A 3075-nucleotide genomic window follows, 5' to 3' on the forward strand; every position below is an offset into this window, starting at 1 on the left:
CTGACATCCCCTTCTGTAATGGGGCGTTAAAGATCAAGAAGAAAATGTCTTACAAAAACAAAGTATTGGGCGACACCCATACCATTCTTGTTCATACAGCTGTAGCAGCTTGCAATTTTCCGCTCGTGATAGCTCTGGCTCATCAACCGGATCGAGGGTTGCGGGTCTCTCGGGTTGGCATCATGTTAAACCAAATTGGCCATACCAAAATTTGTTTCACGCAAATGATTTGCAAACACGCGACTGAGGGCGGACGACATGGATCAGAATGTTGTTATCTATAGCTATTACTTGAACATAAACTTTGGATTTATTGACCATCAGGCTTTTCAAATGCGTGTGGATGGCTGGGACGCAGTAATATATTTCGAAAAACTCGAACACGCATCCTTTCACCCGTACAAAAGTAAGAACCCTAATTGGGAGATCCAAAATGGGGTCAGCTTTGACCCCAGTGTGCCCAATAGGTCTGGCGGCCAAGATGTTATCGGAAACTACTTCATAGAGAGAGCGGATATCTTCTCAACAGGTTACACCCGAAACGGAGTAGCGAACTTGGTAAATATTAGATTCTGCGCCAGCATACCGCAGGAGAATAGAGAGGCATTCGCGGAATCCTGCCTAGCTCGCTTCCTTGATGTATACCGCGTCATGACTTTTCATGGGTACGGGGACAACTACCTAAACAACAAGAATCCGGTCTATAGGGTTCAAGAGGGCTTGCTTAGTGGGGAAACTCAGTTCCGACAGGATGCACTAGATCATGGCGTAACACTTACTTTGCCACCAGAGGATGCACTAAGCTCGTTTCGCCAGAGAAGCGATGCAATTGACAGGATCGCCGGGCGGCTACAACTTGATCGCGGAATACAAACGTTCGAAAAAATGCTCAATGCTGGTAAGAAACTCATCGTTTACGATGAGGATTACCCACTTGCCATCGTTATGTTCGGAACAGCATTTGAGACATATGTGCAAACTAGACTGTTGAAACTGTGTGAAGATCAAGGCATTGCGACGCTGAAATCAAGCAACGGCAAAGATAAACCCTATAGAGAGGCCATAGAAAAGGGAAACATCGGCTATCTATTGGAAAAGCACTTGTGCGACCTCACCAATATTCAAAACATACGCGCGCAACAGGTTTGTTCAGTATGGAACACGGATGCGTACGAAAAGCGCAACAGGGTCATACACCGAGGTGATACGAGTTTCACAAGAGAAGAAGCTGAACAAGCATACCTTGCTGTCATAGGATTTATTGAGTTCATCCACGCCGCTTCATGATAGCCCCCTCGATCAATGCATTGCACAAATGATGTGATCAAAAGCACTGTTCTTCGACTAAAACCTGCCGAATGCCTTGGCGGCATTTTGGTTGGACGGAAATGGCGGCTTCGGGCTCTGAGCAGCCATTCATACCTTGCTGATCCCAAGTCTCAGGAATGTGAGCCGGTCTCAGAAAATCTGCGCCCGGTCGAAACTATTTTGAGCCAGACGCGATTTACAGTCTCAAACAATCTTAGCCGAAATTTGCGATGATCTCGCGCCCGACACCAGATAATCTCAAGCCACAACAGCGACATGTAGCCTTCGATTTGTGTGAATCAAAATCGGATTGAGCAAGGCACCCGCGATCCAGTCTTGCGCAGTGATTTTCCTTCGCCGGGTAAATGCTTCTGTCCGTAGTCAGCTCCAAGAATTGGACTGCCACTTGATACGTTGTCCTTAAAGGATCCATGTGCCCATCTTAGTGTCGTGCTCAGTGTTGTTGACACGGGGGATGTCACGGCATCATGGTTCCACGTCCCAGCGAGGGACCTCAGTTGGAGACCGTTTCCTCAGTCGCCTGTTCTCCTATTTTGAAAGAACTATTTGCTTCGCTTTATACTTGCGTCGACATGGCACCGGCACGCGTGAGTTCGAATTTGGTTCTATGCTGCCACATATTGTGCAGGACAACGCAGATCCGCCGAGCAAGTGCGACCGTAGCCCGTTTCTTGCCTCGCCGACTGGCGACGCGTAGTGCCCAGGCTGTTAGCCAATTGTGCTTCGCATTATTGAGCATCACCGTCGCTGCTTGATAGAGCGCCGCTCTAAGTGATGTATCGCCAGCCTTGGTAATGCGTCCAACGATGTCCGTTTCGCCAGATTGGTTTCGTTTTGGCGTGAGGCCGGCCCAGGGACCAACATCTTTGGAAGATTTGAAGCGACCCGGATCATCAATGGCAGATTTGACCGTCAGGGCGACAATTGCACCCACACCGGGCATGGTCATCATCAGTCTAGAAACAGGGTCACGCTTGGCAAGGGCAAGCAATTGCCTGTCCAATTCAGCAAATTGGTCTTTCATTGTTGCCCGGGCATTCAATGTCGCTACCACCGCCAATTCCAGCATCGGGTTCCCGATAGCCAGCTCTCGAATACGGGCTTCATATTCTCCTTTTGAAACCTTGCCGACTTTTAGGCCGAAATTGCGCAAAACGCCTCGGATTGACAGTTCAAGATTTAGAATGCCTCTTTGCAAAGACCTCCTGGCGGTCAGCAAAGCGCGCGTTTCTTGCGCAGAAGCTGACTTACAATGCACAGATCGGTACCATCCTGTCTGAAGTAAGCGCGCGATCCCTTCTGCGTCACGTCGATCTGTCTTGATCGGCATAGCTTTCAACACGCTCTTGACGTGTCGCGTTTCCATCAGAACTGTTTCAAAGCCAGCATCAGTCAGATGTTTATGGAGCCACTGTGATAGAGGTCCGGCCTCCATCCCAACACACAGAACATTACTTTTGGTTTCTTGCAGCGCCTTGACCAACGCTTCCGGTTCACTTGCAACCGAAGTCGCCTGTGAGATTTTCCCATTCTCTGTCACCACGCAGATTGCGGTGCTCTCCAAAGATACGTCCAATCCAATAAACACGTTCATGTCGATGACCTTCCATTCTTAGGGATTGAGGGCACATCGTTACACGAGTCGGTACTCACGTTAACGCGCATCAAGAGAACCGACATTTCTCATCAGCAATCAGAGCAATCACCAACGGTAATGAGTAGCGTAAAGCCCCATTACCGTATCTT

Annotated in this window: 2 protein-coding genes; one reads left to right on the forward strand and one right to left on the reverse strand. The window is 48.8% G+C overall.

Annotated features, from left to right (window positions below; all coding sequences use genetic code 11):
• Nucleotides 1-258 precede the first annotated feature (258 nt).
• Nucleotides 259-1287: a hypothetical protein gene (locus tag GOW16_RS22490; protein WP_170419786.1), complete on the forward strand. Its 1029-nt coding sequence runs from the start codon at nucleotides 259-261 to the stop codon at nucleotides 1285-1287.
• Nucleotides 1288-1885: 598 nt separating this feature from the next.
• On the opposite strand, the gene GOW16_RS22495 is transcribed toward GOW16_RS22490, so the two are convergent.
• A complete protein-coding gene (locus GOW16_RS22495; RefSeq protein WP_170419788.1) occupies nucleotides 1886-2923 on the reverse strand; it encodes an IS110 family transposase in 1038 nt (345 codons plus the stop codon).
• Nucleotides 2924-3075: the final 152 nt, after the last annotated feature.

Source organism: Ruegeria atlantica, assembly GCF_013033965.1.
GTDB classification, from domain to species: domain Bacteria; phylum Pseudomonadota; class Alphaproteobacteria; order Rhodobacterales; family Rhodobacteraceae; genus Ruegeria; species Ruegeria atlantica_D.

Excerpts from the sequence above, each read along its gene's own strand:
- GOW16_RS22490 (WP_170419786.1), top strand. The coding sequence starts at position 259 with ATGGATCAGAATGTTGTTATCTATAGCTATTACTTGAACATAAACTTT.
- GOW16_RS22495 (WP_170419788.1), bottom strand. The coding sequence starts at position 2,923 with ATGAACGTGTTTATTGGATTGGACGTATCTTTGGAGAGCACCGCAATC.